General features: G+C 67.5%; 20 protein-coding genes, 3 pseudogenes and 1 riboswitch. Of the genes and pseudogenes, 8 read left to right on the forward strand and 15 right to left on the reverse strand.

What is annotated here, in order from left to right; all coding sequences use genetic code 11:
• From TY51_RS16670 to bhcR, 5 genes and pseudogenes are all read right to left on the reverse strand, one after another.
• Nucleotides 1–927 (reverse strand): annotated as a pseudogene (locus TY51_RS16670) (FecCD family ABC transporter permease); the annotation flags it as partial.
• Nucleotides 924–1727, reverse strand: a complete 804-nt coding sequence (locus TY51_RS16675) for an ABC transporter substrate-binding protein (RefSeq protein ID WP_231559113.1) — start codon at nucleotides 1725–1727, stop codon at nucleotides 924–926. The gene TY51_RS16675 and the pseudogene TY51_RS16670, both read right to left, overlap by 4 nt.
• Nucleotides 1724–3424: a TonB-dependent siderophore receptor gene (locus tag TY51_RS16680; RefSeq protein ID WP_307537747.1), complete on the reverse strand. Its 1701-nt coding sequence runs from the start codon at nucleotides 3422–3424 to the stop codon at nucleotides 1724–1726. The genes TY51_RS16675 and TY51_RS16680 overlap by 4 nt, the downstream gene beginning before the upstream one ends.
• Complete coding sequence (locus TY51_RS22855) at nucleotides 3313–3615, reverse strand: hypothetical protein (protein ID WP_197054813.1); 303 nt, start codon at nucleotides 3613–3615, stop codon at nucleotides 3313–3315. The genes TY51_RS16680 and TY51_RS22855 overlap by 112 nt, the downstream gene beginning before the upstream one ends.
• A 132-nt stretch (nucleotides 3616–3747) precedes the next feature.
• Nucleotides 3748–3935, reverse strand: a riboswitch (cobalamin riboswitch).
• Between the two features lie 11 nt (nucleotides 3936–3946).
• On the reverse strand, nucleotides 3947–4792 hold the full coding sequence (bhcR, locus tag TY51_RS16685) for an HTH-type transcriptional regulator BhcR (RefSeq protein ID WP_042251595.1): 846 nt from the start codon (nucleotides 4790–4792) through the stop codon (nucleotides 3947–3949).
• 195 nt (nucleotides 4793–4987) lie between these two features.
• Here bhcR and bhcA point away from each other — a divergent pair, with 195 nt between their 5' ends.
• The 4 genes from bhcA to bhcD are packed head-to-tail and all read left to right on the forward strand — an operon-like array spanning nucleotide 4988 to nucleotide 9286.
• Entirely contained in the window at nucleotides 4988–6178 is a 1191-nt protein-coding gene (gene bhcA / locus TY51_RS16690) for an L-aspartate--glyoxylate aminotransferase BhcA (RefSeq protein ID WP_042251598.1), read from the forward strand.
• Nucleotides 6178–7143, forward strand: coding sequence for a beta-hydroxyaspartate dehydratase BhcB (bhcB, locus tag TY51_RS16695; protein ID WP_042251600.1), 966 nt, complete (start codon nucleotides 6178–6180; stop codon nucleotides 7141–7143). The genes bhcA and bhcB overlap by 1 nt, the downstream gene beginning before the upstream one ends.
• Complete coding sequence (bhcC, locus tag TY51_RS16700) at nucleotides 7140–8303, forward strand: 3-hydroxy-D-aspartate aldolase BhcC (protein WP_042251603.1); 1164 nt, start codon at nucleotides 7140–7142, stop codon at nucleotides 8301–8303. The genes bhcB and bhcC overlap by 4 nt, the downstream gene beginning before the upstream one ends.
• Nucleotides 8304–8320: 17 nt before the next feature.
• A complete protein-coding gene (gene bhcD / locus TY51_RS16705) occupies nucleotides 8321–9286 on the forward strand; it encodes an iminosuccinate reductase BhcD (RefSeq protein ID WP_042251638.1) in 966 nt (321 codons plus the stop codon).
• Between the two features lie 37 nt (nucleotides 9287–9323).
• On the opposite strand, the gene TY51_RS16710 is transcribed toward bhcD, so the two are convergent.
• Nucleotides 9324–9752 carry a heme-binding protein gene (locus tag TY51_RS16710; protein ID WP_042251606.1) on the reverse strand — a complete coding sequence of 143 codons (429 nt, stop codon included), beginning with the start codon at nucleotides 9750–9752 and terminating at the stop codon, nucleotides 9324–9326.
• A gap of 226 nt (nucleotides 9753–9978) precedes the next feature.
• On the opposite strand from TY51_RS16710, the gene TY51_RS16715 reads away from it, so the two are divergent.
• Both TY51_RS16715 and TY51_RS16720 read left to right on the forward strand, forming a co-directional pair.
• Nucleotides 9979–10878, forward strand: coding sequence for a LysR family transcriptional regulator (locus tag TY51_RS16715; RefSeq protein WP_042251609.1), 900 nt, complete (start codon nucleotides 9979–9981; stop codon nucleotides 10876–10878).
• Between the two features lie 238 nt (nucleotides 10879–11116).
• A complete protein-coding gene (locus TY51_RS16720; protein WP_042251612.1) occupies nucleotides 11117–11872 on the forward strand; it encodes an IclR family transcriptional regulator in 756 nt (251 codons plus the stop codon).
• A gap of 37 nt (nucleotides 11873–11909) precedes the next feature.
• Here TY51_RS16720 and TY51_RS16725 read toward each other — a convergent pair whose 3' ends face one another.
• From TY51_RS16725 to TY51_RS16745, 5 genes are read right to left on the reverse strand one after another with little or no spacing between them, the layout of a single operon-like run.
• Complete coding sequence (locus tag TY51_RS16725) at nucleotides 11910–12905, reverse strand: branched-chain amino acid ABC transporter permease (RefSeq protein WP_042251616.1); 996 nt, start codon at nucleotides 12903–12905, stop codon at nucleotides 11910–11912.
• Nucleotide 12906: 1 nt separating this feature from the next.
• Nucleotides 12907–13794, reverse strand: a complete 888-nt coding sequence (locus tag TY51_RS16730; RefSeq protein WP_042251618.1) for a branched-chain amino acid ABC transporter permease — start codon at nucleotides 13792–13794, stop codon at nucleotides 12907–12909.
• Nucleotide 13795: 1 nt separating this feature from the next.
• Nucleotides 13796–14497 (reverse strand): ABC transporter ATP-binding protein, encoded by a 702-nt coding sequence (locus TY51_RS16735; RefSeq protein ID WP_042251622.1) that lies wholly within the window; start codon nucleotides 14495–14497, stop codon nucleotides 13796–13798.
• On the reverse strand, nucleotides 14494–15270 hold the full coding sequence (locus TY51_RS16740; protein ID WP_042251626.1) for an ABC transporter ATP-binding protein: 777 nt from the start codon (nucleotides 15268–15270) through the stop codon (nucleotides 14494–14496). Before TY51_RS16740 ends, TY51_RS16735 begins: the two co-directional genes overlap by 4 nt.
• Before the next feature lie 15 nt (nucleotides 15271–15285).
• Nucleotides 15286–16491, reverse strand: a complete 1206-nt coding sequence (locus TY51_RS16745; RefSeq protein WP_042251629.1) for an ABC transporter substrate-binding protein — start codon at nucleotides 16489–16491, stop codon at nucleotides 15286–15288.
• Nucleotides 16492–16773: 282 nt separating this feature from the next.
• Here TY51_RS16745 and TY51_RS16750 point away from each other — a divergent pair, with 282 nt between their 5' ends.
• Complete coding sequence (locus tag TY51_RS16750; protein ID WP_052650378.1) at nucleotides 16774–18300, forward strand: lyase family protein; 1527 nt, start codon at nucleotides 16774–16776, stop codon at nucleotides 18298–18300.
• Between the two features lie 123 nt (nucleotides 18301–18423).
• On the opposite strand, the pseudogene TY51_RS24410 reads toward TY51_RS16750, so the two are convergent.
• Nucleotides 18424–18789 (reverse strand): annotated as a pseudogene (locus TY51_RS24410) (amidase); the annotation flags it as partial.
• On the reverse strand, nucleotides 18684–19667 hold the full coding sequence (locus TY51_RS16755) for an amidase family protein (protein ID WP_197054815.1): 984 nt from the start codon (nucleotides 19665–19667) through the stop codon (nucleotides 18684–18686). The gene TY51_RS16755 and the pseudogene TY51_RS24410, both read right to left, overlap by 106 nt.
• Before the next feature lie 176 nt (nucleotides 19668–19843).
• Here TY51_RS16755 and TY51_RS16760 point away from each other — a divergent pair, with 176 nt between their 5' ends.
• Complete coding sequence (locus TY51_RS16760) at nucleotides 19844–20509, forward strand: superoxide dismutase (RefSeq protein WP_373960727.1); 666 nt, start codon at nucleotides 19844–19846, stop codon at nucleotides 20507–20509.
• A 94-nt stretch (nucleotides 20510–20603) separates the two neighbouring features.
• On the opposite strand, the gene TY51_RS16765 is transcribed toward TY51_RS16760, so the two are convergent.
• Together TY51_RS16765 and TY51_RS16770 are read right to left on the reverse strand one after the other, a co-directional pair.
• Complete coding sequence (locus tag TY51_RS16765; RefSeq protein ID WP_042251635.1) at nucleotides 20604–22727, reverse strand: TonB-dependent siderophore receptor; 2124 nt, start codon at nucleotides 22725–22727, stop codon at nucleotides 20604–20606.
• A gap of 116 nt (nucleotides 22728–22843) precedes the next feature.
• A pseudogene (locus TY51_RS16770) lies at nucleotides 22844–23652 on the reverse strand (ABC transporter ATP-binding protein).
• Nucleotides 23653–23691: the final 39 nt, after the last annotated feature.

The raw sequence follows: 23691 nt of genomic DNA on the forward strand, positions 1-23691 counted from the left end.
GCCGATCAGCGCGGTCAGCACGCCCAGCTTGAGATCGCGCCCCGGCAGGATGACCCGCACCGCGATGTCGGCCGCCAGCACCATCGCCGCCCCGCCAAGCGCCGATGCCCCCAGCCAGCCGCCCCGGATCGCCGCCCACCGCACGGCGGAGCAGATGCGGCACGACCAGCCCCACGAACCCAACGGTTCCCGCCACCGCCGTGGCCCCGCCGACCAGCGCCGCCGTGCCCAGCACCAGCCGCAGCCGCAGCGCGCGCAGGCTGACGCCCATGCTGGCGGCGGCGTCCTCTCCCAGGCTGAGGGCGCGCAGCGCGGGCCGCGGGCCACAGGATCAGCGCCCCGGCGATCATCACCGGCACCGCGATGCGGACATGCAGCATGGAGCGGTCGACCAGCGACCCCATCATCCAGAAGACAATCTCGTTCGCGGCAAAGGGGTTGGGCGACAGGTTCAGGACCAGCGACGTCGCGGCCCCCGCCAGGCCGATATCGCGATCCCCGCCAGGATCAGCGCCAGCGCGCCGCCGCGCGGCCCCGCCAGCCCCATGACCAGCCCGACCGACAGCGCCGCACCCGACAGCGCCGCCAGCGGCAGGCCCAAGGGGAAGGCGCGGCAAGCCCGGTCTGGATCGCCAGCACCGCCCCAAGCGCCGCGGTGCCCGACGTGCCGATCAGGCCGGGTTCCGCCAGCGGATTGCGCAGGAACCCCTGCATCGCAGCCCCCGCCAGCCCAAGCGATGCGCCCACCGCCGCGCCCAGGATGGCGCGGGGCAGGCGCAGTTCCTGCATGACCAGCACCAACAGCGGATCGCCCCGCCCGAACAGCGCCGCCAGCGCGGGCCTGGGCGGTTGCCAGGTTGACCCGATCAGCAAGGATGTCACGAACAGCACGCCCACCAGCGCGCCAAGCGCGGCCGTCAGCCTCATGGCGCGGCCTGCCGAAGCTGCGCCACGGCGCGCAGGACATGGGGCGTGCCGCAGGCCCAGTCCCGGTCGGGCGTGGTCACCACCTGCCGCCCCGGCGTGATGGCGCGCAGGACGGGATGGTCCATCACCTCCTCGGCGCGCGATGCGCGGGGCTGGCGTTGGCCGGTCACGATCAGGTCGGGGTCCGCCATCACCAGATCCTCCAGCGGGACGAAACCGCCCTGCGGCAGGCCCAGATCGGCCGCCACGTTCGTCAGGCCCGCCGCCGCCAGGATCGCCCCGGCCAAGCTGTCCTGACCCGAGCTGTAGCCGTTCGCACCATACAGCGCCGCGCGGCGTTCGGGGCGCGGGTTCGCCTGCAGCGCCGCCAGGTCGCGGTCGAACTGCGCCACGATCCGGTCGGCGCGGTCACGTTGGCCCAGCACGTCGCCCATCCGGCGCAGGTTGGCGCGAATGCTGTCCAGATCCGCGCCCATGTCGAAGGTGGCGACCCGCAGGCCCAGCCTGTCCAGCATGTTCAGCGTCGCCGGAGAGGAATAGGTCCCCGCCAGGACCAGATCGGGCTGCAGGGCCAGGATATCCTCGGCCTGGCCCCGATTGGTGCGAAAGGCCTCGGCCTCCGGGGCCATGGCCGAGGACACCGGGTCCTGCGCCAGATAGCTGACCGAGGCCAGCTGTCCGGGCGCGGCCACCAGCATGGCCAGCTGATCGGTGCACAGGTTGATCGACACCACCCGCGCGGGCGCGTCGGCCCATGCGGGGGCGGCGATCAGCGCCAGCCCGATCAGCCAGCGGATCACCAGCGCGCCTGCAGGCCGATGGTGCCGGTCCGCCCTTGGTTCGCATAGCCCCAGACATCGAAATAGTCGCGGTCGAACAGGTTCACCACCCGCGCCGTGGCACGCACGTTCGGCGTCAAGTCATAGCCCGCGGCAAGGTTAACCACGGTATAGGACGGCAGCTCGCGCGTCTCGAACCCGCCCCAGAACTGGGTGTCGAAGGTGCCCGCCACGTGGCGCAGATCGCCCGTGACGGACCCGCGCCCGTCCAGAACCGCCAGCGTCGCGGTCAGGCCGGCCTCGTGCCGGGGGCGGCGGGTCTTGACGCTGCCATCGGGGTTTTCCGCGTCCAGATAGGTATAGCTGGCGCCCAAGGTCAGATCGTCGGTCGCCAGGATGCGGGCCGCGACCTCGACCCCGTGGCGGGGGCTTTTGCCCGACTGGTTGCGATAGGAATAGAACGCGACCCCGTCCTCGACGCCCACCAGATAGTCGGTGATCTCGTCCTCCAGCGTCTCGTTGAAATAGGTCACGTCGACGGTGCCGCGACCGCCCGGCAGCTGCGCCTCGACCCCCAGATCGAAACCGCTGTTCTTTTCCGGGCGCAGGCCGGGATTGCCTCGATAGACCGTGCCGAAGAAATCCGCATCGGCATACAGCTCGAAATAGGACGGGTTCACCAGCCCAGTCCCGGCGGATGCGTGCAGGCGGAACGGACGGTCCGGCATCTGCCAGGACAGGCCCAGGTTCCAGCTGGTGAAATCGGCAAAGACCTTGTTCGCGTCGTGGCGCAGGCCGGCCTGGACGTCCAGCCCGCTGGCCAGCATCGCCCGGTATTCCAAGGCGACCGACGACATCTCACGCTCCAACCCCGGCGCGGTCGAGTTGCGGTCGCGCTGGTGTTCCGCCAGCAGGTTCAGCAGATGCGAGGCATCCGCGGCCGACCCGTCCAACCCCAGGCTTGCGCGATATTTCAGCTTTTCGGTCTGACCGCGCGAGATCGGGCTGTTGTCCTGGTTCTGCTTGGTGATGCTGTGCTGATAGTCCAGGCGATGGACCAGCCGGCCGTCAAGCGCGGTGTATTCCGCCCAGACCCCACCCTGGAACTCCTCGCGGCGGCCATACAGGTCGGCGTCGACCAGATAGCTGTCGGCATCGGTCGCGGCAAAATTCTCGGCGTCGAAGCCATAGTCTTCGTCGGACTGGCGCAGCACCACCCCAAGGCGCAGATCGTCGGTGGCCAGGATGTCGCCGGACAGGACGGCGGTCTTGCGGTTGATCCCGTCCTTGCCGCCGCCATCGCCCGACTGGTCATAGCCCAGATCGTCGCGCGCCGACAGCGACAGCCGCAGCCCGCCCCGTTCCCCGCGACGGCTGACATGGACCGAGGCCGCGCCGCCATTCCCAACCTCGACCGCGCCGCCATAGGACAGGCCCGGGGGCGCATCGCGGGTGATGATGTTGATCACGCCCGCCGACGCGTTCGATCCGTAAAAGACCGATTGCGGCCCGCGCAGCACCTCGATCCGTTCGATGTCGGCGGTCTCCAGCCCGGTCAGGACGTATTCGTCGGCACCACCCGCAGCCTCGATCCCGTCGATCAGGATCAGGGTGTGGTTCGCCTCGGCCCCGCGGATGCGAACCTGCGCCGCGCTGGCGCCGCTGCCGCTGACCGACACGCCGGGCAGCGCGCGCAGGGCGTCCTGGACGGTGGTGATGCCACGATCTCGATCTCGGTCGCGGTCAGGACGGTGTGGGCACGGGCATAGCCATCTTGGGCCACGGGCGTGATCCCCGCGGTCAGCACGATCCCGTCCAGCAGGATGGGTTCGCCGGGCGAGCCATCCTGCGCGGCGGCGGTTACGGGAAGGGTGGCGAGCATCGCCAGAAGACAGATCGGACGGCGCATCGGCACGGACCTTTCAGGGCAGGCACGGCCTGCGGCAAACAGAAATGTCCGGCACGCGGGCCCGATGGGTCGCGGCAGGACGGTGACTGTCACCACTGCGGATCAGCCGCTTTCCTGGCACGCCCCGCGCCGGAAATGGGTGAGTGCTGCGGCAGGTCTCCTGGCTTGCGGGTCGATGCTCTGGTCGGCCTTCCCGGATCGCTCCAGTGGCGTGATCGACCATCGCTCTCCGCTTACAGTTGCGGGGGCAGCCCCGGATTGGCACCGGCGTTCCCTTTTGATCCGGCGCGTATGCCGGAACCGTAGCGGCGCCCTTGTGGCGCAGAGCCCCTCAGGGTGTCAACGGGATTCGGCCACCCGGACCGCCCTGCCCCGACCCCAGATTGGCCGAGATCTGCGCCGCCGCCGTGGCGACCATGCCGCCGATGCGATCGACCGCCGCATCGGTCATGCGGTTGGTGGGCCCCGACACCGACACCCCCGCCACGGCCTCGCCATAGCTGTTCACGATGGAGGCCGCGACGCAGCGCATGCCCAAGGTGCGCTCCTCGTCGTCGACGGCAAAGCCGCGGCGGCGGATCAGGGCGATCTCGGCGTGCAGCGCGTCGGCATCGGCGATGGTCTTGTCGGTGAACCGCGTGAAGGGCGCAACGCGCATGACCACCGCCAGCCGCGTCGGATCGAACGCCGCCAGCAGCGCCTTGCCGATGCCCGACGCGTGCAGCGGCGACCGGGTGCCGGGTGGGAAGAACGCGCGGATCGTCTGGTGCGTCTCGACCTGGCTGACGAACAGCACGTCGCCGTCGCGTTCGATCCCCAGGTTGGCCGTCTCTCCGGCCTGGGCCATCAGGTCGCGCATCACCGCCCTGCTGCGTTCGGCGATGTTGGTGCGGCGCAGGAAGGCCGATCCAAGGCGGAATGCCTCGGGGCCGATGAACCACTCCTGCCGGTCGGGATTGTTCTCGACATAGCGGCGGTGTTCCAGGGTGGCCAGCACGCGGTGCATGGTGGCGGGCGACTGGTCCAGATGCGTCGACAGCCCGGTCAGGGTGATCCCCTCATGCGCGGCCAAAGCTTCCAGCACGTCCAGCCCGCGGTCCAGGGCCTGGATGCTGGCCGCGGGCTGATCGGCCTTGCCGCCCCTGGGACGGCCCCGCTTGCGCACAGGTTGCTGCATCGGAATCACCCCTTCCCTATGTTCGGCCACATAAAATTATTTTCATGAAAGCCGATTTCCAACAATGAAAAAATACCGCGGCCATAATTTCGCTGCGAAACCTGTATTAAATCCATATCGCGGAAAACCATTTCAAAAAAATTTACCGGTTTCTCCGCCCGTGCTACACCTTGTCGCATCAAGGAGGAGCCGACCGTGAGCACCCAGAACCCGATCTTCATTCCCGGCCCGACGAACATCCCCGAGGTGCTTCGCAAGGCCGTCGACATGCCCACCATCGACCATCGCAGCCCGATGTTCGGCAAGATCCTGCACCCTGCGCTGGAGGGGGTCAAAAAGGTCCTGAAATCGACGCAGGCGCAGGTCTTCTTCTTTCCCTCGACCGGCACCGGCGGGTGGGAGACGGCGATCACCAACACCCTGTCGGCGGGCGATGCGGTGCTGGCCACCCGCAACGGGATGTTCAGCCACCGCTGGATCGACATGTGCCAGCGGCATCGGCTGGACGTTCAGGTCGTGGACCAGCCCTGGGGCGAGGGCATCCCCACCGACCGGTTCGAGGAGATCCTGACCGCCGACACCGCGCATCGGATCAAGGCCGTCCTGGCCACCCATAACGAGACCGCGACCGGCGTCCGGTCCGACATCGCCGCCGTCCGCCGCGCGCTGGACCGGGCAGGCCATCCCGCGATGCTGTTCGTGGACGGGGTCAGTTCGATCGCCTGCTATGACTTCCGGATGGACGAATGGGGCGTAGACGTCGCCGTCACCGGGTCGCAAAAGGGCTTCATGCTGCCCCCCGGCCTGGCGATCGTTGGATTTTCGCCGAAAGCCATGGCGGCGCTGGATGGCGCCGGGCTGCCCCGCACCTTCTTCGATGTCCGCGACATGGCGCGCGGCTATGCCGCCAACGGGTTTCCCTATACCCCGCCGGTCGGCCTGCTGAACGGGCTGAAGGTCGCCACCGACATGCTGCTGGACGAAGGGTTGGAGAACGTGTTTGCCCGTCACCACCGCATCGCCGAAGGCGTCCGCCAGGCCGTCACCGCATGGGGCCTGACCCTGTGTGCGGCACGCCCGGCGCTGTACTCGGACAGCGTCAGCGCGATCCGCACGCCGGACGGGTTCGATGCCAACCGCATCGTCAGCCATGCGCTGAATACCTATGGCGTGGCCTTCGGCACGGGCTTGGGCGATGTCGCGGGCAAGGTTTTTCGCATCGGGCATCTGGGGATGCTGACCGACGTGATGGCCCTGTCGGGGCTGGCCACGGCGGAAATGGTGATGGTCGATCTTGGCCTGCCCGTCACCTTGGGCTCCGGCGTCGCCGCCGCCCAAGCGCATTACCGGCACAGCGCGGGCCAGGCCTGCAGGCAGGCGGCGTGATGGACACGATCCCGACCCTGGACGACATGCTGGCGGCGCGCGACCGTATCCGCCCGCATGTCCACGTCACCCCCGTCCTGACCAGCCGGATGCTGAACGACCTGACCGGCGCACAGCTGTTCTTCAAATGCGAAAACCTGCAGAAGGCCGGCGCCTTCAAGGCGCGCGGCGCCAGCAACGCGGTGTTCGGCCTGTCGGACGCCCAGGCCGCGCGCGGCGTCGCCACCCATTCCAGCGGCAATCACGGCACCTGCCTGTCCTATGCCGCGGGGCGCCGGGGCATTCCGTGCACCGTCGTCATGCCCCGCACCGCACCGCAGGCGAAAAAGGACGCGGTGCGGGGCTATGGTGCCCGCGTCGTGGAATGCGAACCCTCGACCACCTCGCGCGAGGCGGTGTTCGCGCAGGTCGTGGCGGACACGGGGGCCGAATTCGTCCACCCCTACAACGACCCGCGGGTGATCGCCGGTCAGGCCACCTGTTCGGCCGAGATGCTGGAGCAGATCCCCGATCTGGACGCGGTCATCGCCCCCATCGGCGGCGGCGGCATGGTGTCGGGCACCTGCCTGACCCTGTCGGCGCTGGCCCCCGCCACGCGCATCTATGCCGCAGAACCCGAACAGGCCGACGATGCGGCGCGCAGCTTTCGCGCGGGGCACATCATCGCCGACGACGCGCCGGTGACGGTGGCCGACGGGCTCAAGGTGCCGCTCAAGGACATGACCTGGCATTTCGTCCGCACCCACGTCACCGACATCCTGACCGCGTCCGAGGACGAGATCATCGCCGCGATGCAGCTGATCTGGAAGCGGCTGAAGATCGTGGCCGAACCCTCCAGCGCGGTGCCGCTGGCGGCCATCCTGAAGAACCGCGACGTCTTTGCCGGCCAGCGCATCGGCGTCATCATCACGGGCGGCAATGTCGATCTGGACCGGCTGCCCTGGACCAACGGAGATGCCCAATGAACGCCCATGCAGAATTCGCAGGCCTCGAGGTCGGATACGACATTCCCGCCCTGCCGGGGATGGACGAGGCCGACATCCAGACCCCCTGCCTGATCCTCGATCTGGACGCGCTGGAACGCAACATCCGCAAGATGGGCGATTACGCCCGCGCCCATGGCATGCGCCACCGGGCGCATGGCAAGATGCACAAGTCGGTCGATGTGCTGAAGCTGCAGGAGCGTTTGGGCGGCGCGGTCGGCGTCTGCTGCCAGAAGGTGTCCGAGGCCGAGGTGTTCGTCCGCGGCGGCATCCGCGACGTGCTGGTGTCGAACCAGGTCCGGAACCCGGCCAAGATCGACCGCCTGGCCCGCCTGCCGCTGCGGGGCAGCCGGATCATCGTCTGTGTCGACGACATCGCCAACGTGGCCGAACTGTCGGCGGGTGCGCAGCGCCACGGCACCACGCTGGAATGCTTTGTCGAGATCGACTGCGGCGCGGGCCGCTGCGGGGTCAAGACGACCGATGCGGTCGTCCAAATCGCCCAGGCCATCGACGCCGCGCCCGGTCTGAAATTCACCGGTATCCAGGGCTATCAGGGCGCCATGCAGCACATGGACAGCTTTGACGACCGCAAGGCCAAGCTGGACGCGGCCATCGCCCAGGTCCGCAAGGCGGTCGAGGCGCTGACCGCAATCGGCCTGAAACCCGAACTGGTGTCGGGCGGGGGCACGGGGTCCTATTACTTCGAGTCGAATTCGGGCGTCTTCAACGAGCTGCAATGCGGCAGCTATGCCTTCATGGACGCCGATTACGGGCGCATCCTGGACCGGGACGGCATACGCATCGACCAGGGCGAATGGGAAAACGCGCTGTTCATCCTGACCAGCGTCATGAGCCACGCCAAGCCGCATCTGGCCGTGGTCGATGCTGGCCTCAAGGCGCAATCGGTGGACAGCGGTCTGCCCGTCATCCACGGTCGCACGGATGTGAAATACATCAAGTGTTCCGACGAACATGGCGTGGTCGAGGACCCGAACGGCGTTCTGGCCGTCAACGACAAGCTGCGCCTGATCCCCGGCCATTGCGACCCGACCTGCAACGTCCACGACTGGTATGTCGGCGTCAGGGGTGGCAAGGTCGAGGTTGTCTGGCCCGTCTCCGCCCGCGGAAAGGCCTATTGATGCAGACGCAATCCCCCCTGCTGATCGTCCCGGAACATCTGATCGCGGACCTGATTTCGGCCCAGGACTGCTTTGCGGCGGTCGAACAGGTCTTCGCCGCGATGGCGCGCGACACGGCATACAACTTTCCCGTCATCCGCGAGGCGATCGGCCATGCCGACGCGCTGTACGGGTTCAAGTCGGGGTTCGACCGGGAATCGCTGGCGCTTGGGCTGAAATCGGGCGGGTTCTGGCCGCGGAACGCCGACAAGGGCCTGACGAACCACCAATCGACGATCTTCCTGTTCGACGCCGATACAGGGCGGTGCCGCGCCGTGGTTGGCGGCAACCTGTTGACGGCGCTGCGGACGGCTGCGGCATCGGCGGTGTCGATCCGGCATCTGGCGCGGCCTGACGCGCGGGTGCTGGGCATGATCGGGGCGGGGCATCAGTCGACCTTCCAGCTGCGCGCGGCGCTGGATCAGCGGGACTTCGACAAGGTCGTCGGATGGAACCTGAACCCCGCCGATCTGGACCGGCTGGCCAAGGTCGCCGGCGAACGCGGCATCCCGTTCCAGGCAGTCGACCTGGATCAGCTGGGCGCGCAGGCGGACGTGATCATCACGATCACCTCGTCCTTCGCGCCGATCCTGCAGGCCGCGCAGGTCCGGCCCGGCACGCATCTGGCCTGCATGGGCACCGACACGAAAGGCAAGCAGGAGGTCGAGGCCGCCCTGCTGGCCAAGGCCTCGGTCTTTACCGACGAGGTCGCGCAATCCGTCACCATCGGAGAGGCGCAGCACGCCGTGGCACAGGGCCTGATCGCGGAAGGCGACATCACGCAGATCGGCGCGGCCATCAACGGGGATCGTCCGGGCCGGGTGTCGGACGATCAGATCACCCTGTTCGACGGCACGGGCGTGGGCCTGCAGGACCTGGCGGTCGCATCGGCCGCCGTCGATCTGGCGGTCGAACGCGGGATCGCGATCCAGGTCCAGATCTAGACCCGCGCGCCCGTCACGGGGGCGCGCGGAGCCGCGATCATTTCGCCTGACGCGCGATCCAGTCGTCGATCCCGGCTTGGGCCACCGCCTGGTCCTGGGCCGGCGTCCCCGAGGACACGCCGATGCCGCCCACGACCTCTCCCTCCCACAGGACCGGCAGGCCGCCGCCCACCACCATCAGACGCCCGCCGATGGCCGACGCGATGCCATAGGCCGGCGCGCCCGGCTGGCTGGACGTCCCGTATTCGTGGGTCGCCTTCTTGGCCGCGGCCGCGGTGAACGCCTTGTCGATGGCGATGGTGGTCGAGGTGACCTTGCCACCCTCCATCCGCTGAAACGCGATCAGCTGGCCGGCTTCGTCGGTGATGGCGATGCACATCGGGACGCCGATCGTCCGGGCATGGGCCTCGGCACCGGCCATCAGGATGCGGGCGTCGTCAAGGTCGAGTCGGGTCAGGGTCTGCATCGGAATTCCTTGGCTGTTATCCGGGTGCCCGGCCGCACAGGAACGACCCGGGGGTCGGCGACGCGGACGGGCAATGCTTAGCAGGCGGGTCGGGGACGGCCACCCCCAATGCGCATCGCGCACGGGGAGGGTCGCCGCCCGGATCACGCTAGCGCGACGGTTTCGGTTGCGGAATCATCCGCGACATAGAAGACTTTACACGTTCCATTGAAAGCGGGCCAAGGCGATGTCCTATCTTGAAAGCTTGCGGGTGTTCGTGCGCGTGGTCGAACTGGGCTCGATCACCGCGGGGGGGCGAGACCTGCGCCTGTCGCCGGCGGTCGCGTCGAACCGGATCAAGGACCTGGAGAACCGCTTTGGCCTGCGCCTGCTGAACCGCACCACCCGCAAGCTGACCACGACGGAGATCGGCCGCGCCTTCTATGACCACGCCCGCCGCGTGATCGAGACCCTGGACGAGGCCGAGGCCCTGATCGGCAGCTTTTCGGGCAAGCCGCAGGGCGTGATCCGCCTGACCGCGCCCTTGGGCCTGGGGCGGCGGCTGGTGGCCCCGCTGATCCCTCCGTTCTGCGCCGAAAATCCGGGGATCGAGATTCGCCTGCGCCTGTCGGACCGCAACGTCAACATCGTCGAGGATGCCATTGACCTGGCCTTCTTTCTGGGAGAGCCCACCGATTCCGCGCTGAAATGGCGCAAGATCGCGGAATGCCCGCGGGTGCTGGTCGCATCGCAGGCCTATCTGGACGCTGCGGGCACGCCGCTGCGGCCGGACGACCTGGCCGGGCACAACTGCCTGCTGCTGCGCTATCCGCGCAGTCCGGAATATTACTGGACGCTGCAGACGTCGGACGGACCGCGCAAGATGATGGTTCAGGGCCGGTTCGACACCGACGACGGCGACGTGCTGCGCGATTGGGCGCTGGCCGGGCACGGCATCGCCAACCGCCCGCTGTACGAGGTGACGCAGGACCTGACCGATGGTCGCCTGGTCGAGGTTCTGCCCGCAAACCGCCCGCTGCCCGCGCAATTCGGCTGCCTGGCCCCGCATCGCCGCCTGCAGGACCCCAAGGTGCGCATGTTCGCCGACCACGCGGTCCGCGAACTGCGCCCGCTCTTCCAGCACTAGGCCCTCTGGCAAGGACTTTACAGCAGCAGTTGATAATCGCCGTGGCCGGTTCGGGGGATTGCGCCGGTGCGCTTTGATTGCCTTGCATAATTCTCGGTGGCCGCGTCTGGCAGGACGCAGGTCGGCCCGTCGAGCACCGCGCAGCATCAGATAATATTTCTGGACGGATTTTCCATCACGTGCGACTCGGATGCTACGCCTGCGGTCCCACAGCCCCGGCGAACAAGGAAAGACCGCAATGGCCGACCCGACCCGCCGCCGTGGCCGCCCCTGCAACGATGGTCCTGACCGCCCCCTGACGGTGCAGGCGCTGGATCGCGCGCTGGACATGCTGGATCTGCTGTCGCTGCATCCGGGCCTGACGCTGAGCGAGGTCGCGCAGCGGACCGGTCTGCCCGCGTCCGCCACCCATCGCATCCTGCAGACGCTGGCCCTGCGCGGCATGGTCGAACGCTGTGATGCGACGCAGTGCTGGGCGGTCGGGCCGTCCAGCTTTCGCCTTGGCGCGGCCTTTCTGCGCCGATCTGGGCTGATCGCGCGGGCGCGCCCGATCCTGCAGGCCCTGGTCGCGCGGACCGGAGAGACGGCCAACCTGGGCATCCTCAGCGATGACGGCGTGCTGTTCGTGGCGCAGGTCGAGAGCGACCAGCCGATCCGCGTGGCCTTTCCGCCCGGAACGCGCGCGTGTCTGCACGCGTCGGGGATCGGCCGGGCGATGCTGGCGGTCAATGCGAGGACCGCGCCCGAGGGGCTTTGCCGCGATCTGGCGCGCATCCGCAGGCGGGGCTTTGCCTTTGACGATCAGGGGCGGATGGCGGGGATGCGCTGCGTGGCCGCGCCCATCGTCGATCTGTCGGGGCGGGCGGTGGCCGGCCTGTCGATCAATGCGCCGGCCCATCGGATCGGCGGGCGGCAGGTGACCGCCATCGGGGCGGCGGTGGCCGAGGCCGCGGCACGGCTGACCGCCGTCACCGGAGAGCAGCTGCACCTGTAAGGGCCCGCCCCGCGGACGGGACGGGCCGTGGTCGGGATCAGCTGTCGGACTTGAACCCCAGCCTGCGGCCGATCCGCGAGGCATAGAACTCGCCCACCAGACCGCGCCGGAACAGCAGCACGCAGACCATGAACACGACCCCCGTGATGACTGTCACCGGCAGCGGCGAGGTCGCCAGATAGTTCTGCAGCGTCACCACCAGCCCGGCCCCGATGACCGGCCCGATCAGCGTTCCGATGCCGCCCAGCAGGGTCATCAGGATGACCTCTCCGGACATCTGCCATGCGACGTCGGTCAGGGTCGCGAACTGGAACACCAGGCTTTTCACGCTGCCCGCCAGACCGGCGATCGCCGCCGACATCACGAACGCCGCCAGCTTGTAGCGCGCGACGGTATAGCCAAGCGACGTGGCCCGCGCCTCGTTCTCGCGGATGCTTTTCAGGATCATCCCGAAGGGCGAATTGATGATCCGCCAGATCGCCAGAATGCCCAGCAGGAACACGCCCAGCACGAAGTAGTACATGTTGATCTGGTTCGACAGGTCCAGCACGCCCAGAAAGATGCCGCGCGGGACGGACTGGATGCCGTCCTCGCCGTTCGTGAAGGCCGCCTGCAGGCAGAAGAAGAAGAACATCTGCGACAGGGCCAGCGTGATCATGGCGAAATAGATGCCCTGACGACGGATGGCGATCAGCCCCATGATCAGGCCCAGTCCCGCGGCCCCGATCACCCCGACCAGGATGCCCAGTTCCGGGGACAGGCCCCAGACCTTGACCGCGTGGGCGGTGAAATAGGCCCCGCCCCCGAAGAAGGCCGCGTGCCCGAAGGACAGAAGGCCGGTATAGCCCAGCAACAGGTTGAACCCCGCCGCGAACAGCGCAAAGCACAGGATCTTCATCAGGAAGATCGGGTACAGGAACATCGGCACCAGCAGCAGGAACCCCAGCATGGCCAGCAGGATCACGGCCTTGATCCGGGTGGCGCCCTGCACGGCGGCAGGCGCGGGGGCGGCAGTTGCGTCGGAATGGCTCATCTTACACGTCCTTTCCGAACAGGCCCGCGGGTCGCAGGATCAGCACGATCGCCATGATGACGAAGATCACGGTGTTCGACGCCTCGGGGTAGAAGACCTTGGTCAGCCCCTCGGCGATGCCCAGCAGATAGCCGGTGACGATGGCGCCCAGGATGGACCCCATGCCGCCGACCACGACGACGGCGAACACCACGATGATGATGTTCGTGCCCATCAGCGGCGACACCTGATAGATGGGCGCAGCCAGCACGCCCGCGAATGCCGCCAGCGACGCGCCCAACGCATAGGTCAGCGTCAGCAGCAGCGGCACGTTGACGCCAAAGCTTTGCACCAGCACCGGGTTTTCCGTGGCCGCGCGCAGGTATGATCCCAGCTTGGTCTTCTCGATCAGCAGCCACACGGCGATGCAGACCGCCAGCGACGCCACGATCACCCAGCCCCGATAGATCGGCAGGAACATGAAGCCCAGGTTCACGCCCCCCGCCAGCGCCGGCGGCGTCGGATAGGGCTGACCCGATGATCCGAAGAAATACCGAAACGTCCCCTCGATCGTCAGGGCCAGGCCGAAGGTGAACAGCAGACCATACAGGTGGTCCAGCTTGTACAGCCGCGACAGCATGGTGCGTTCGACCAGCGCACCGAACGTACCCACGATCAGCGGCGCCAGGATCAGCGCGATCCAGTAGTTCACGCCGGTCCAGGTCAGCAGCAGCAGGGCCACGAACGCGCCCAGCATGTATTGCGCGCCATGCGCGAAGTTGATCACCCGCAGCAGGCCAAAGATCACCGCAAGGCCAAGCGACAGCAGCGCATAGAATGATCCATTGATCAGGCCGATCAGCAATTGCCCCATCAGGGCAGCCATCGGCACGCCGAATATCATCGTCATGTCAGACCCCCAGTTCGCGATTGAGCATATCCATGTTGGCGGGCAGATCGCCCACCGGGAATTCGGCCACCATCTGTCCGTGATCCATCAGATAGAACCGGTCGGCGACCTTGCTGGCGAACCGGAAGTTCTGTTCGACCAACACCACGGTCATGCCGCGTTTCTTCAACTCGCCCAGCACGGTGCCGATGTTCTGGATGATGACGGGGGCCAGCCCCTCGGTCGGCTCGTCCAGCAGCAGGCAGCGTGCGCCGGTGCGCAGGATGCGGGCCATGGCCAGCATCTGCTGTTCGCCGCCCGACAGTTTCGTGCCGGGGCTGTTCCTGCGTTCGTGCAGGTTCGGGAACAGGGCATAGATCTCGTCGACCGACATGCCGCCCTTGGCCACGACCGGGGGCAGCATCAGGTTCTCCTGCACCGACAGGCTGGCGAAGATGCCGCGTTCCTCGGGGACGAAGCCCAGACCGGCGCGGGCGGTCTTGTGCAACGGCATGGTCATCATGTCGCTGCCGGCGAAGGTGATGGTGCCCGTGCGTTTCCTCAGGATGCCCATGATCGACCGCAGCGTGGTGGTCTTGCCCATGCCGTTGCGGCCCAGGATGCAGATCATCTCGCCTTCGTTCACGTGCAGGTCGACGCCATGCAGGATGTGGCTTTCGCCGTACCAGGCGTTCAGCCCGGCGACATTCAGAAGCGCGCTCATGCGTCGGTTCCCATATAGGCGGTGCGCACGCGGGGATCGGTGGACACGGTGGCGTAATCGCCGCTGGCCAGGATCTCTCCGCGCTGCAGCACGGTGACGCGGTCGCAGATGTCGGCCACGACCAACAGGTTGTGTTCGACCATCAGGACGGCCCGGTCGCGGGCCACGTCGCGGATGATGTCGGCGACGGTGCGCACGTCCTCCAGGCCCATGCCGGCCATCGGCTCGTCCAGCAGCAGGACCTTTGGGTCCAGCGCCAGCGTGGTCGCGATCTCCAGCACGCGCTTGCGGCCATAGGACAGGTCCATCGCGCGGGTGTCGCGATACTCCGTCAGGCCCAACTGCGCGATCAGTTCGTCGGCGCGCGGGTTCAGCCGGTCCAACGACGACAGCGACCGCCAGAACTGCGTCGCCAGCCCGTTGGGCCGTTGCAGCGCGACGCGCAGGTTCTCCAGCACCGTCAGATGCGGGAACACGGCCGAGATCTGGAACGACCGCACCAGCCCAAGCCGCGCCACCTCGGCGGGCTTCTTGGCGGTGATGTCCTGGCCCAGCAGGGTGATGGACCCGCGGGTGGGCGTCAGGAACTTGGTCAGCAGGTTGAAGACGGTGGTCTTGCCCGCCCCGTTCGGGCCGATCAGCGCATGGATGCGGCCATGTTCGACGTCCAGATCGACATTGTTGACGGCGGTGAAGCCGGCGAAATCCTTGCCAAGGCCGCGGGCGGATAACACCACCCGCGGCTGGTCCTGTTGCACAGGCGTTGCTGTCATGGGTCCGTCCGCGCCCTAGTTCGCCGCGACCAGCGCGCAGCCGCTTTCGGCCGGGTCGATGAACGCCTCGGATCCGGGGATGGTGGCCAGCACGTTGAAATAGTCCCAGTCCGTAGTGATGTCGGCAGGCGCCTTGACCTCCAGCAGATAGACGTCGGTGATCAGGCGTCCGTTCGCACCCACCGTGCCGCCCTGAGAGAAGACGTCATCGACCGGCAGCGTGTGCAGCAGTTCGGACACGGCGGCGGTTGCGTCCGTTCCGGCGGCCTGGATGGCCTTCAGGTACTGGGTGACGGCGGAATAGGTGCCGGCATGGACCATGTTCGGCATCGCCTGCGTCCGCTCGAAGAAGCGCTGCGCGAACTCACGGCTCTCGTCGGTGCGGTTCCAGTAGAAGGATTCCGTCAGGGTCAGGCCCTGTGCCGCCTCGGCGCCCAGACCGTGGACCTCGGCCAGGGTGAACAGCAGCGCCGCCAGACGCTGGCCGCCCTGAACGATGCCGAATTCGGCCGCCGACTTGATGGCGTTCTGGGTGTCCAGACCGGCATTGGCCAGGCCGATGACCTTAGCGCCCGACGCCTGCGCCTGCAGCAGGAAGGACGAGAAGTCGTTGCTGGACAGCGGATGGCGAACCGATCCCAGCACCTCGCCGCCATTGGCGGTGACATAGGCGCCAGTCTGCTCCTCCAGCGAATAGCCGAAGGCGTAATCCGCGGTCAGGAAGAACCAGCTGTCGCCGCCCTGCTCGACCAGCGCGCCGCCGGTGCCGACGGCCAGCGCATGGGTGTCATAGGCCCAGTGGAACCCGTTGGCGGTGCATTGCGCCCCGGTCAGTTCGGTGGTGGCGGCACCGGTGGTCATGGTGATCTTGTCGGCCTCGGCGGACAGCGCCTGCACGGCCAGCGCCACCGACGACGTGGTCAGCTCCATGATCGCGTCGACCTGTTCGGTGTCGTACCATTGCCGCGCGATGTTGGATGCCACGTCGGGCTTGTTCTGGTGGTCGGCGGTCACGACCTCGATCGGCATGTCCAGCACGGTGCCGCCGAAATCCTCGACCGCCATCAGGGCGGCCTGATAGGAATAGGTGCCGCCGAAATCGGCATAGACGCCCGACTGGTCGTTCAGGATGCCGATCTTGACGACGTCATCCGATACCTGGGCCATCGCGGCGGTGGCCGTGGCGCCCAAGATCGCCACCGATGTCAACAGTCTAGCCATGGTCTTCTCTCTCCCTCGTGTCGGACCGCAGGCGTGTGGACAGGCCACCCGCCGGGTCGGCGGTCCGGTTCATCGTTTCCGTGAATGACAGGCGGCCCTCTCCCCAAGGCCGCGCTTTGGGAAGGTTGCAGAATAGGTTTCCCTTGGCAAGGACGCTTGGACACCCCTGCGGCAACTTGCACAGGCTGCAATCCGCCAGCGGCGAAGGCCGCAGCGGGCCAGGGGTTGGCCTGTGACCCGCAGGCCCTATCCTGACCCCCTGAACACGGGGAGGAGACCATCATGACATGTCACCCGACACGCCGCATCGCCGCGATCCTGCTGGCGGGAACGCTGTTTCACGCCCAGGCCGCCGCCGCCCAGGACACCGCCGCCCAGGACGGGCCGCCGCGCGACGAGTTCTTCTGGCTGGGCCAGATGAACAAGGCCAGCCTGGTCATCAACAGCCAGGAGGGGCTGCTGGACCCCGACCTGGCCCCCGGCATCGCCGACGCCCTGACGCAGGTCATCACCGCGGGCGACGCGCCCGACGGCGAACGCCCCCGCACCGTCATCAGCTTCGAGCCGCTGCTGATCGATGCGGGCGGGCCGGCGGTCACGCTGCTGCATGCCGGGCGGTCCAGCCAGGACATGCACGCCACGTTCCGCGCCGCGATGCTGCGCGACAAGATGCTGGAAATGGCCGACCAGCTGCACCTGACCACGACCACGATGGTCGATCTGGCTGAACGCCATGCGGGCACCATCGTGCCGAATTACACCAACGGGGTCGCGGCCCAGCCCAACAGCCTGGGGCATTACCTGCTGGGCCACGCCGCGGGTCTGGACCGCGACGCGCAGCGCATCCGCGAGGCCCATGCCCGGATCGACCGCAGCGCGATGGGCACCACGGTCCTGAACGGCACCGGCTGGCCGCTGAACCGGCAGCGCATGGCGGACTATCTGGGCTTTCCGGCGCTGGTGGAAAACGCCTATGATGCGTCGCAGATCTCGTCGATGGACCATCCGGTCGAGGTGGCGGGCATCGTCACCTCGGTCGCGCTGCACAGCGGCAATCTGGTCGAGGACATCATGACCCAATACGCCCAAACCCGCCCCTGGATGCTGCTGGAGGAGGGCGGAGAGAACACCTATGTCTCCTCGGCCATGCCGCAAAAGCGCAATCCCGGCCTGTTGAACAACACCCGCAGCGATGCGTCGCAGGCGATCGCGCTGGCGATGGGGCCGATCCTGCAGACGCACAACATCACCCCCGGCATGCCCGACCCCAAGGATGTCGCCGACAATGCCGCGATGGTCGATGCGGGCATCGCCACCCTGTCGCGGCTGGACGCGGTGCTCAAGGCGCTGGTCATCGACCAGGATCGCGCGCTGGAGGAGCTGAACAGCGACTGGACCGCCTCGCAGGAGATCGCCGACCGGCTGATGCGCGACCACGGCCTGCCCTTTCGCGAAGGCCACGATGTCGCGTCCGAGATTGTGACCCATGCACGCCAGAACGGGCTGGGACCGCTGGACTTTCCCTATGCCGAGGCGCAGCGCATCTATGCCGCGGCCGTCGCGGGCACCGACGCCCCGGCCGACATGCCCCTAACCGAGGAACAGTTCCGCCAGACCCTGGACCCCGCCGCGATCATCGCTGCCCGCGCAACATCGGGCGGCCCGCAACCCGACGAGATGACCCGCATGATCGGCACCGCACGCGCGCGGCTGGACAACCATGCGGGCTGGATCGCGGCACGGCGCGGCCATGTCGATGCGGCGCTGGACCGGCTGGACGCCGATTTCGACGGCCTGACGCAGGACTGACCCGTCAGGCGCGGGCTGGCGGTCGATCCAGGATGTCGCGCCCTCATAGGCGCGGCCCAGGTTCAGCACGCTGGCATCGCGCCCGCGATGGCCGATCAGCTGCAACCCCATCGGCGTGCCGGACGGCCCGAACCCCGCCGGCACGCACAGCGCCGGCAGCCCGGTCAGCGACGCGGGCACCACCACCTCCATCCAGCGGTGATAGCTGTCCATCTGCCGCCCCGCGATGGCCTGCGGCCAGTGCCAATCCGCGTCGAACGCAAACAGCTGGGCCGACGGAAGCGCCAGGATGTCCACCTCCATCCCTGCCGTGTGGCGGAACCAGTCCGACCGGATCGCGCTGGCGCGCCGCAGGTCGGCCGCGGACAGGGCCAGCCCGCGCTCTATCTCCCACCGCAGGCGGGTTTGACCTGATCGGGGGCGCTGTGCAGCAGCGGACCAAGGCTGCCCGCGATGGTCCAGCTGCGCAGCGTCGTCCACGCCTCCCACAGGGCGGCGGCGGAAAAGGGCGGCGCCATGGGCATCACGTCATGTCCCAGATCGGCCAGCACCTGCACGGCGTCCTGGCATAGGTCCAGGACGCCCGGTTCCATCGCGTAGGCGCCGCCCCAATCGCCCAGCCAGCCGATGCGCAGCCTGCCGCCCGGCGGCGCGGGGCAATAGGGGCCGCTGGAATGCGGGTGCATCGGGTCATGCGCGGACTGCACCGCCAGCAACAGCTCCAGATCGCGGATCGACCGCGCCATCGGCCCTTCGGTCGACAATTGCGACAGGAACAGATCACCGGGGCCCGACGGCGCGACCAGGCCATAGCTGGGGCGGAACCCGAAGACGTTGTTCCAGCCCGCCGGGTTGCGCAGCGACCCCATCATGTCCGACCCGTCCGCCAGCGCCACCATGCGCGCGGCCAGCGCCGCCCCCGCGCCGCCGCTGGACCCGCCCGCCGACCGCGACAGGTCATAGGGGTTGCGCGTGACGCCATAGACCGGGTTGAAGCTGTGCGACCCCAGCCCGAATTCCGGCGTGTTGGTCTTGCCGATGATCACCGCCCCCGCCCGGCGCAGGCGCGCGACCATCGGGCTGTCGGCCACCGGCACGTGGTCGCGGAACGCGGGCGATCCATAGGTGGTCGTGATCCCCGCCGTGTCCGCCAGGTCCTTGACCGCCATCGGCAACCCCTGCAGCGGACCGGCGGGCGCGCGCGCCGCCTCGGCCAGCAGGGTGTCGCGGTCGCGCAGGGCGACGATGGCGTTGATGGCCGGGTTCGCGGTCTCGATCCGGTCCAGCGTCAGCGCCATCAGGTGTTGCGCATCGATGGTGCCCGCGCGCAGGGCGGCCAGCTGGCTTGTCGCATCCCCGGTGATCATCCGATGCCCCTTTCGTGGTGTCGCCGCCACCGTGGGACGAAACGCGGCGACCCACAAGCGCCGATCACGGAGCCGTGTGCATCCATGACATCGGCGTTGGCAGGGAACATCGGGCGCATGCTGCGGTTGTGCCACGACACCAACAGGAGAACCCGATGAAACAGACCCTTGCGATCATGGCCCTTTGCGCCACCCCCGCCATGGCCCTTGCACAGACCGAGGGAGAGTTCTCGCTGCCGGACCTGCCCTATGCCGCCGACGCGCTGGACCCGGTCATCACCGCCGAGACGATGGACCTGCACCACGGCAAGCATCACCAAAGCTATGTGACCAACCTCAACGCCGCCATCGCCGAGGGCGCCGCCCCCGCCGGCCTGGCGATCGAGGAGCTGGTCGCCAATGCCGGCACCTATCCGGCGGCGATCCGCAACAATGCGGGCGGCCACTGGAACCACACGTTCTTCTGGGAATCGATGGCCCCTGCAGATGAGGTCGGAGAGATGTCGCCCGCGCTGACCGAGGCGATCGACACCGTCTTCGGATCGCAGGAGGAGTTCCGCACCGCCTTTCAGGAGGCAGGCGCGGGCCAGTTCGGATCGGGCTGGGTCTGGCTGATCGTGAATGACCAGGACCAGCTGGAGATCACGTCGACACCGAACCAGGACAACCCCCTGATGGACGTGGCCGAGACGCAGGGCACGCCGCTGCTGGGCAACGACGTGTGGGAACACGCCTATTACCTGACCTACAACAACCGCCGGGCCGAGTATCTTGAAAGCTGGTGGGACGTCGTGAACTGGGGCGCCGTGTCCGAGCGCTATGAAGCCGCGCTGGCCGAATAAGGTCGACCGCGGACAGGCGACGGGCGGCAGGGAACGATCCCCTTGCCGCCCATTTTGCTGCGCCGCCCCCCGGACCGCGAGGGGCGTGCCCGCCCTACCAGCGGTGGCGCAGCGTGGCGGACACAGACCGACCGGGGTTGTAGAAATCGGCGGACCCCCGACCGACGACGTGCTGTTCGTCGGCCAGGTTATGGACGTTCAGTGCCAATTCGGTCCTGTCGGTCACGTCATAGCTGTAGGCGGCGTCCAGCAGGATCGTGGCGTCGGAACGACCGGTATTGTTTTGCGTCACGTAGAAGTATGTTCCGACATAACGGGCGCCCAATCCGAATGTCATGTCGCCTCGTGATCCTGCACCAGCCAACGTGTAGTCGATCCAGACCGAGGCGGCATGTCGTGGGACAGTGCCGACAGCATTGCCCGTAACCCCAATCGTCTCTCCGGGGCGCAGCGGATCGGACAGGGGATCCGAACCAAGCACCTTGGAGTCAGCATAGGAATAGGATGCGATCAGGCTGATATCAGGCGTCAGCTGTGCCTTTGCCTCGAGGTCCACACCCTTGACACGGGTCTCTCCGACCAGTTCGGAAATGCCCGTGTCCAAGTTCATGACAGAGACATTGGTCTTGGTCAGATCATAGATCGCGGCGCTGAGCAGACCGTCAAAGCCGGTCGGTTCGTACTTCACTCCAAGCTCGTACTGGTCGCCACGTTCGGGCTCAGTGCCCAGATCGGGCGGCGCCACGGATTCGGCATAGCTGGCATAGGCCGATATTTCCGGCGTGACCTTCCAGGTCAGCGCCCCCCGGACCGAGGTTTCGGCATAGTCGTCACTGTCGGATGTGCCCATCAACCAGTTGTCCACCGACAGGTTCAGCCGGTCGTGACGTGCGCCCACCGTCGCGATGAAGCGGTCGTCCAGCGACAGGTTCTGCTGCACGAACACGGCGCGCGTGCGGCTGTCGCGGTTCTGGCCAACATAGGGCGATAGAATCTCCGGCGCACCGGAATAGTCCGGATCGCGGGGGTCGATCGGATCGGCGCCGGCAAAGGCCGAGTCCTCGGTTGATGTCACCGAACGATACTCGACACCGACGAGGGTACTGCTGTCGATGCGCCCCAGATCGCGGTCGTATTGCAGGATGACATCGCCAGCCCATTCCTCGGCCGTGCCTGCGCTGGCGATATAGGTGCGACCGACCGGAAACACCCCGTCATCGCCCGAGACATAGACATAGCCGTAATCGTCGGTCGTGTCGCTGTGGCGCAGGTTCGACCGCAGGGTCAGCCCTTCGCCGAAATCATGTTCGGCGATCACGTTCACGGTCGTGCGTTCGACGTTGAGATAGTTGAAGTCCGGCTCTCCCAGGAACAGGCTGCGGTCATAGCTGCCGCCGCGGGGATAGCCGCCGCTGTTGGGCGTCGCGTCGCGGTCCAGATAATCGACGATCAGGCTGACCGAGGTGACGTCACTGGGCTGCCAGGTCAGGCCGCCCATCAGGAACGTCTCGTCATCGCGCGAAAAATCGTATTCGCGGTCGCTGTCCTGCAGCTTGCCGGTCAGGCGCCAGGACAGGGTCGCATCCGGGGTCAGCACGTCGCCGAAATCGAACCCGTATTCCGTGCGGTTGTCCGACCCGACCGTGCCGAACACCTCGGAGAACCGTTCCGCGCGCGGGCGCTTGGTCACGAAGTTGGTCGAGCCGCCCGGATCGGCAGGCCCGAACAGGGTCGAGTTTGCGCCGCGGATGACCTCGACCCGTTCATAGGCCAGCGGCTCCTCGCGGATGCCGCGCAGGCCGCCAAGCGTGATCCCGTCGCGATAGGTCGAGGCGTCGAACCCGCGGATCTGGAAATAATCGTTGCGGTCGTCGGTGCCGTAGTAATCGGTGATCGTGCCGGCGGAATACTGCAGCACATCCTCCAGCGTGCGGGCATCGCGGCGCTCTATCTCGGCCTGGGTGATGACCGATACGGAGGCGGGCGTGTCCAGGATGCTGGTCGCCACCTTGCCACCCACGGCCAGTTCCCGCGCCACGATGGAATTGGCGTCGTCGTCGCCGCTGATGGCATAGAGCGTGATCTCGGGCAGGCGGATGACGGGCGACAGGCGCGTCGCCGTCTCGTCCTGCGCGCTGGCCGCGACGGGCATCAGGGCGATCACCGCACAGCAGGACAGCAGCGCCGCACGGTCGCGGCAGGCGTTCTTCGGGGTCATGGCGAAAGCCTTATGTAATTTGTCGGATTACTGTCGGCTTAGGCCTGACCTTTTCGTGAGGCAAGCCTGCAACGGGTGCATCGCATGCGCCCGTTGCAGAAAGGTGACACTTTCACTCAGTTATTAGGGGCGATCCGATGGCGGCCCACCGGCAGCATCATCGGCCGCCCCGACACAGGGTCGGTGATGATCCGGCTGGCCAAGCCAAAGACCTGTTGAATCGTATCCTGGGTCAGCACGTCTTCGGGCGCCCCCTGCCCATGCACGCGCCCCCCCGCCATGGCCACCAGCCGGTCGGCATAGCGCGCGGCCAGGTTCAGGTCGTGCAGCACCATCACGATGGTGATGCCGCGCCGGGCGTCAGGTCGCACAGCAGGTCCAGCAGCTCTATCTGGTGGGCGACGTCCAGAAAGGTCGTCGGCTCGTCCAGCAGCAGCAGGTCGGTCTGCTGCGCCAGCGCCATGGCGATCCAGACGCGCTGGCGCTGACCGCCCGACAACTCGTCCACGGCGCGGTCGGCCAGATCGGTCGTGCGCGTGGCCTGCAGCGCGTCGGCCACGGCCTGATCGTCGCGCGGCCCCCACCGCGATATCAGCCCGTGATGCGGATGGCGGCCCCGGCTGACCAGGTCGGCCACGGTGATACCTTCTGGCGCGATGGGCGATTGCGGCAGCAGGCCCAAGGTCCGGGCCAGGGCGCGCGTGGGCATGCGGTGGATCGCGGTGCCGTCCAGCGTGACCTGCCCGCGCCCCGGCCGCAGCAGGCGCGACATCACCCGCAGCAACGTCGATTTCCCGCAGGCATTGGCGCCCACGATGGCGGTGATGCGCCCCGGCATCAGGTCCAGGTCCAGCCCCTGCAGGATGGCGCGGTCGCCATAGCCTGCCGACAGGTCGCGGACCTGCAGATGATGGTCGACGGTCATCAGCGTGCCTCCGGTGCGGTTCGCGCGGATGATCAGAGA

Source organism: Paracoccus sp. PAMC 22219 (assembly GCF_000787695.1).
GTDB lineage: Bacteria > Pseudomonadota > Alphaproteobacteria > Rhodobacterales > Rhodobacteraceae > Paracoccus.